Annotated in this window: 5 protein-coding genes; 3 read left to right on the plus strand and 2 right to left on the minus strand. The window is 66.8% G+C overall.

The window, feature by feature from the left end:
• Nucleotides 1-151 precede the first annotated feature (151 nt).
• Complete coding sequence (gene pepN, locus D579_RS0112235; protein ID WP_018952174.1) at nucleotides 152-2,785, minus strand: aminopeptidase N; 2,634 nt, start codon at nucleotides 2,783-2,785, stop codon at nucleotides 152-154.
• Between the two features lie 533 nt (nucleotides 2,786-3,318).
• Here pepN and D579_RS0112240 point away from each other — a divergent pair.
• The 3 genes from D579_RS0112240 (at nucleotide 3,319) to D579_RS0112250 (ending at nucleotide 6,077) form a co-directional block, all read left to right on the plus strand.
• Entirely contained in the window at nucleotides 3,319-4,140 is an 822-nt protein-coding gene (locus tag D579_RS0112240; RefSeq protein WP_018952175.1) for a TatD family hydrolase, read from the plus strand.
• Nucleotides 4,141-4,233: 93 nt separating this feature from the next.
• Complete coding sequence (gene rhuM / locus D579_RS0112245; protein ID WP_018144494.1) at nucleotides 4,234-5,247, plus strand: RhuM family protein; 1,014 nt, start codon at nucleotides 4,234-4,236, stop codon at nucleotides 5,245-5,247.
• Between the two features lie 59 nt (nucleotides 5,248-5,306).
• A complete protein-coding gene (locus D579_RS0112250) occupies nucleotides 5,307-6,077 on the plus strand; it encodes an SDR family oxidoreductase (protein WP_018938185.1) in 771 nt (256 codons plus the stop codon).
• A 79-nt stretch (nucleotides 6,078-6,156) separates the two neighbouring features.
• On the opposite strand, the gene D579_RS0112255 is transcribed toward D579_RS0112250, so the two are convergent.
• Nucleotides 6,157-6,618 carry a hypothetical protein gene (locus D579_RS0112255; RefSeq protein WP_018952176.1) on the minus strand — a complete coding sequence of 154 codons (462 nt, stop codon included), beginning with the start codon at nucleotides 6,616-6,618 and terminating at the stop codon, nucleotides 6,157-6,159.
• Nucleotides 6,619-6,806: the final 188 nt, after the last annotated feature.

Consider the following 6,806-nt stretch of genomic DNA (forward strand, 5'->3'; position numbering starts at 1 on the left):
GACCCGCACCGGGACCGCCCACGGAGATCGCCGCGTCGCCTTCGGCTCCTCGCGATGACGAGCTTCCAGCCCCGTCGTTGCGAGGAGCCGAAGGCGACGCGGCAACCCCCGGACCAAGCCCCGGCGCCGGATCGGCGAGGGGGCTGGCCTCCTACGCCAGCGCGCGTTCGATTACGTCGCGTAGGTCGCGCGAGACTTCGAGCGCGGCGAGGCGCTCGAGTTCCGCGCGCATCTGCTCGCCACGGGCGGTGTCGACCTTGCGCCAGCGGGTCAGCGGCTGGGCCAGGCGTGCGGCGGTCTGCGGGTTCATCGCGTCCAGCTTCTCGACGAAGCCGCCCATACGGCGGTAGCCCTCGCCGTCGTCCTGGTGGAAGTGGCGTTCGTTGCGCGCCATGAACGGCCCCAGCACCGCGCGCACGCGGTTCGGGTTGGTCCAGCGAAAGCCGGGGTGCTCAAGCAGCGCGTCCAGGCGCTCGAAACCGCCGGCGACCTGGCTGCCCGCCTGCAGACCGAAGTACTTGTCCAGCACCAGCGGGTCGTCGCGGTAGCGCTTTTCGAAGTCCGCCAGCAGCACCTGGCGCGCCTCATGGTCCAGCTCGTTGACCGCGTTCAGTGCGCCCATGCGCATGGTCTGGCTGCGGGCCTTCTGGTACTGCGCCAGGGCCTCCGGCACCGCGGCCTGGTCGCGCGCGGCGACGCGCAGCGCCAGCAACCGGTTGCGCAGCTGGCGCCGGCCCATGGCCTCGGCGGTGAACGCACCGTTGTCGACGTCATCCAGCTTCGGCTGAATCTGCTGCATCGCCTCGGTCAGCGGCATGTACAGGCGCTTCTCCAGGTCGTCGCGCTCGTTGCGCAGACGCACCGGGTCCACGCGCTCGAACAGCTCGGCCAGCTCGCGGGTCGGCGGCAACTGCAGGATGGTCGCCAACAGCACCGGCTCGATCGCCTCGTCGCGCAACAGCGCTGCCAGGGCATGCTCGATCGCCGCCTCCAGCGCGGTGTCGGCGGCATCGTGCTCGATGCGTGACCGGATCGCGCGGCGGAACAGCGTCTGCGCCGCCTCCCAGCGGGCAAAGGCGTCGTCGTCATAGGCCAGCAGGTGGGCCAGCTCGTCCACGCCCTGGTTGGCGTTCAGGATCACCGGGGCGGAGAAGCCGCGCAGCCAGGAGATCGCGGCTGGCGAGTCGGACAACTCTTCGAAACGGAAGGTCTGCTCGCCTTCGCTGAGCTCCAGCACCCACTCGTCCTGCACCTCGCCACCCTTCTGGTGAGCCGTGATGCGCCGTCCTTCGGCATCCAGAAAGGCCACCCGCATCGGGATCACCACAGGCTCCTTGTGCTCCTGCCCCGGAGTTGGCGGCGTCTCCTGCGTGAGCGTGATGCGCGCCTGGCCACCGGGGCCGTCAAACGACGTCGCGGCCGTGACCCGCGGGGTGCCGGCCTGGGTGTACCAGCGCTTGAATGGCGTCAGGTTGCGACCACTGACCTCGGCCATCACCGCCACGAAGTCGTCAGTGGTCACCGCCTGACCGTCGAAGCGCTCGAAGTAGACGTCCAGTCCGCGGCGGAAGGTCTCGCGGCCGATCAGGGTGCGCAGCATGCGGATCAGCTCCGCGCCCTTTTCGTACACGGTCAGGGTGTAGAAATTGTTGATCTCGGCGTAGTGGTCCGGACGCACCGGGTGCGCCAGCGGGCCGGCGTCCTCCGGGAACTGGAAGGCGCGCAGCATGGCCACGTCGTCGATGCGCTTCACGCCAAACAGGGTGCAGTCGGTGGTGAACTCCTGGTCACGAAAGACCGTGAGCCCCTCCTTCAGCGACAGCTGGAACCAGTCGCGGCAGGTCACGCGGTTGCCCGACCAGTTGTGGAAATACTCATGGGCAATCACCGACTCGATGGCGACGAAGTCGTCGTCGGTGGCGGTGTCGGGGCTGGCCAGCACGTACTTGGCGTTGAACAGGTTCAACCCCTTGTTCTCCATCGCCCCCATGTTGAAGTCGTCCACCGCGACGATCATGTACACATCCAGATCGTATTCGCGGCCGAAGGCCTCCTCATCAAAGCGCATGGCGCGCTTCAGCGAGGCCAGCGCGTGATCGCAGCGATCGGCGTTGTGTGCCTCCACGTACAGCTCGAGCTGAACCTCGCGCCCGGACATCGTGGTGAAGGTGTCGCGCTGGCAGGCCAGATCCCCCGCGACCAGCGCGAACAGGTACGACGGCTTGAGGAACGGGTCCTCCCACACGGCGTAATGCCGGCCACCGTCCAGTTCGCCGGCCTCGACGCGGTTGCCGTTGGCCAGCAGCACCGGGTACTGCGCCCGATCCGCCTCCAGGCGCACGCGGTAGGTGGTCAGCACATCCGGGCGATCGGGGAAAAACGTGATGCGGCGAAAGCCCTCCGGCTCGCACTGGGTGCAGAGATTCCCGCTGGAGGCGTACAGCCCCTCAAGCTGAGTGTTCTGCTCCGGGTGGCAGCGGCTGACGATCTCCAGCCGCGCGGCCTCCGGCAGGCCGTGGAGCAGCAGCCCCTCGGCGTCCTGTTCCAGCAAACCCTCGGCCGGCTTGGCGCCGTCCACCGTGAACGAGACCAGTTCCACGCCATCGCCATACATGCGCAGCGGCGCATCCGGCTCCACCGCCTCCGGGTTGCGCCGCACCGCCATGCGCGTCGTCACCTCGGTGGCTGCCGCCGCCAGATCAAAGTCCAGCTCCAGGCTCTCCACCACAAACGCCGGCGGCTGATAGTCGTTCAGATAAACCGCCAGGGGGCTCGCATCACGCATTCCAAACTCCAAATCAAAAGCACTGCACAAGGTTTAACACGCCGGCGCGGCCTCAGCCCCAAACCCGGACCACCACCCCGTCATTGCGAGGCCCCGCAGGGGCCGTGGCAACTTCCATCCGCAACCCCCACGTTTCTCCGTCCCGGCGCGGGGGCCACCCCACAGATCGCCACGTCGCTCCGCTCCTCGCGATGACGTGCTCCCCGCCCCGTCATTGCGAGGCCCCGCAGGGGCCGTGGCAATCTACCGAAGAAACCCTCGGCGTTCGTCCGGACCAGCGCCGGGGCAACCCACGGCGATCGCCACGTCGCTGCGCTCCTCGCGATGACGCTGCTTGTTTCCCGGTCATTGCGAGGCGCCGAAGGCACCGCGGCAATCTCCCAAAGCTGGCAGAGCGATGGACTCGCCCTTCGGGCCGGCCTGCGGCCGTTCAACGCGCTTCGCGCTTTTGTGCGTGCCCCGTCGCCGACGGCCCCTCGCAATGACAGGCCCGGGAACTGGCACCACGCGTCCAATCCGTTAGCATACCGCGCATGGAATGGATCGATATCTGCTTTAACCTCACCCACGAATCGTTCAACAAGGAACGCGACGAGGTCCTCGAACGCGCCCGCGAGGCCGGTGTCTCCTGGATGCTGATCACCGGCGCCGACGCCCACCAGAGCGAAAAGTGCCTGGAGATCGCCGACCGCTATCCGGACTGCTGCCGCGCCACCCTGGGCGTGCACCCACATCTCGCCAAACAGTGGACCGACGCGATCGCCGCCCGGTTCAGTGACCTCGCCCGCGCGGACGCCAACGTGGTCGCCATGGGCGAGATGGGTCTGGACTACAACCGGGACCACTCGCCGCGCCCGCAGCAGCGCAGCGCCTTCGAGGCCCAGCTGGAGCTGGCCGCCGACCTCGGCCTGCCGGTGTTCCTGCACGAACGCGACGCCCACCACGACTTCGCCCAGATCCTGCGCCGCTGGCGCGACAAGGTGCCGGCGGCCGTGGTGCACTGCTTCACCGGCGAGGCCGACGCCCTGGCCGAATACCTCGACCTCGACTGCCACATCGGCATCACCGGCTGGGTCTGCGACGAACGCCGCGGCCACCACCTGCACCCGCTGGTCCCGCGCATCCCGCGCGGCCGCCTGATGATCGAGACCGACGCCCCGTACCTGCTGCCGCGCAGCCTGCCCAAGGGCACCGGCAAGAAGATCGGCAACGGCCGCCGCAACGAACCCGCCTTCCTCCCCCACATCGGCGAATACGTGGCCAAACTGCGCGACGAAACCACCGAAGAACTCGCCGCCCACACCACCGCGACCGCCCGAGCCTTCTACAACCTTCCGCCGGCATCAGGCGAGTAATACGGTGAGAGCATCCACCCGGCCAGCTGGTGACAGGAAACACAGCCAGGAACAAGCTATAAAACAGCAACCCCTCAAGGAAGAGGATCCGACATGACCCGGGAAGACGAAACCCCGATCGTCATTTACGAAGATGATGCCGACCACATCGTGGAAGTCCGACTGGACACCGGACGCGATACCGTTTGGTTGACGCAGCGGCAGATGGCCGAGCTCTTTGACACCTCAACCGACAACGTCGGTCTGCATCTCAAGAACATCTACAAAGACGACGAACTCGATGAACCGTCAACTACCGAGGATTCCTCGGTACTTCGACAGGAAGGCGCTCGCCAGGTCTCACGACGCATCAAGCACTACAACCTCGACGCCATCATCTCGGTTGGCTACCGGGTCAACTCCCGCCGTGCTGTGCACTTCCGCCAATGGGCCACCCGCGTGCTGCGCGAACACCTGACCCGGGGCTGGACCCTCAACCGCCAGCGCTTCGAGACCAACGCCCGGGAGCTGGAAGCCGCACTGGAGCTGGTGCGCCGTACCGCCCGCAGCCCGGAACTGGGCGTCGAAGCCGGTCGTGGGCTGGTCGACATCGTCACCCGCTACGCCCAGACCTTCCTGCTGTTGCAGCGCTACGACGAGGGCCTGCTGACCGAGCCCAGGGCCGAGAGTGGGGGCACACTTCCAACACCCGACGAGGCGCGCAGCGCCCTCGCCACGCTAAAGAAAGACCTGGTCGCAAAGAAACAGGCAACCGAACTCTTCGCCCAGGAGCGCGGCGACGGCTTCGAGTCGCTACTGGGCAACCTGGACCAGTCCGTATTCGGCGAACCGGCCTACCCCACGGTCGAGTCCAAGGCGGCGCACCTGCTGTACTTCGTGATCAAGAACCACCCGTTCTCCGACGGCAACAAGCGCAGCGCCGCCTACCTGTTCGTCGACTTCCTGCATCGCAATCACCGTCTCATCAGCCCCGCCGGCGAGCCCGTGATCAACGATGTAGGCCTGGCCGCCCTGACCCTGCTGGTGGCGGAATCCGACCCCGACAACAAGGAAACGATGATCCGCCTGATCATGAACATGCTCGCGCACGAGACCGAAACCGCATGACTCATGTCGCCCCGCCTATCGCGCCAGCCGTGGGCAGCAAGGCTCACCCGTGACCTTGAATGTCTGAGCACACGCCCCGTCAAAGTCATTCTCGGGTCGCGCTGGTCACCGGCGCGGCGCGCGGCATCGGCCTCGGCATCGCCGAGCGCCTGGTGCAGGATGGCTGGAAGGTCGTGCTGGCCGATATCGATGGCCCCGAATGCAAACAGGCGGCCACGCGCCTGGGCCGCGCCGCCCGGGCCATGACCCTGGATGTCCGCAACGAGGATCAGGTACGCGCAGTGATCTGCCGCACGGATGAATGGCACAGCGGCCTCGATGCCCTCGTCAACAACGCCGGCATCAGCGACCCGCACTCCGGCCCCCTGGAAGAACTGGAGCTCGTCGACTGGCAGCGCTGGCTGGACACCAACCTGACCGGTGCCTTCCTGCTCGCCAAGCACGCCCTGTCCCTGCTGCGTCGCCGCCATGGGGCCATCGTGAACATCAGCTCCACCCGCGCCCTGCAGTCGGAACCGGATACCGAGGCCTACGCCGCCAGCAAGGGCGGCCTCGACGCCTTCACCCACGCCCTGGCCATCAGCGCCGGGCCGGACGTCCGCGTGAACGCCATCCGCCCCGGCTGGATCGACGCCCGCAGTCCCGACCATCAACAGGCCGAGCCCCTGTCCGCACAGGACCACGCCCAGCACCCGGCCGGGCGCGTCGGCCAGCCCGCCGACATCGCCGCCCTCACCGTCTTCCTGCTCGGGCCGGACGCCGGCTTCGTCACCGGCCAGATCTGGACCGCCGACGGCGGCATGACCCGCCGCATGATCTACACCGACTGACCGTTTTTTGGGCAGATACACAAACCCTAAGCCCGTAATCGACCTTCCACGCACGCCGTTTCTCCGGGATATTCGGCAATTACCGCGGCCCGACCCCGTTATGCGGCTCGCGCTGGTCTCGAGAGACTTCCACCCGAGTCAGCTCGGACCGCAGGCTGGAAGCGGGTACCTCGAAACGCTCGAGCGAAGCCCCCCAGCGCAGGTGCTCCGCAAAATCCACGTCAGTTAGCCGATAGGCCCGCCCGAATCGTTCGGTCGGCATCACCCGCTCGGCAACCTCAAGCTCGTTATCCAGCACGGCCAGAACCTGCATCAACGCGTCGCTCGTCGCGTCTCGAAATATGTAGCCCTCGCGGAAACCGAAAAGCTGACGGGCCTGCCCCTGGCTGCGCGCTTCCCAGATATCGACCGCCCGATCGACATACGCCCGGCGATGCACCGCATGCTTCGCCCGTTCCTTGGGGTCGGTCATCCCCTCCGCCTTCAGGCGATCCCGCAGCGCTTTCGTCTTCTCGCGGTGCACGAGCAACGTGCTGACCACCCCAAGGTTCTCCCAGTGGTGCCGGCCGATCTGATAGGCCCAGTCGGCAAAATATTTGGTTCATCGAAGGATACCGGGGAGGTGTTCGTCCGCTGAAGTGTCGACTTCCCCGGATTAGGTCCACGCATAACTAGAGGTTTCCGGGGTGTGTAACTGCCGGTATTCGACCGGCGTCAGGTCCCCCAGCG

The organism is Thioalkalivibrio sp. AKL12, assembly GCF_000377925.1.
In the GTDB taxonomy this organism is placed as follows: Bacteria; Pseudomonadota; Gammaproteobacteria; order Ectothiorhodospirales; family Ectothiorhodospiraceae; genus Thioalkalivibrio; species Thioalkalivibrio versutus.

Coding starts and splice junctions, on each gene's coding strand:
- pepN (WP_018952174.1), bottom strand. CDS start 2,785: ATGCGTGATGCGAGCCCCCTGGCGGTTTATCTGAACGACTATCAGCCG.
- D579_RS0112240 (WP_018952175.1), top strand. CDS start 3,319: ATGGAATGGATCGATATCTGCTTTAACCTCACCCACGAATCGTTCAAC.
- rhuM (WP_018144494.1), top strand. CDS start 4,234: ATGACCCGGGAAGACGAAACCCCGATCGTCATTTACGAAGATGATGCC.
- D579_RS0112250 (WP_018938185.1), top strand. CDS start 5,307: ATGTCTGAGCACACGCCCCGTCAAAGTCATTCTCGGGTCGCGCTGGTC.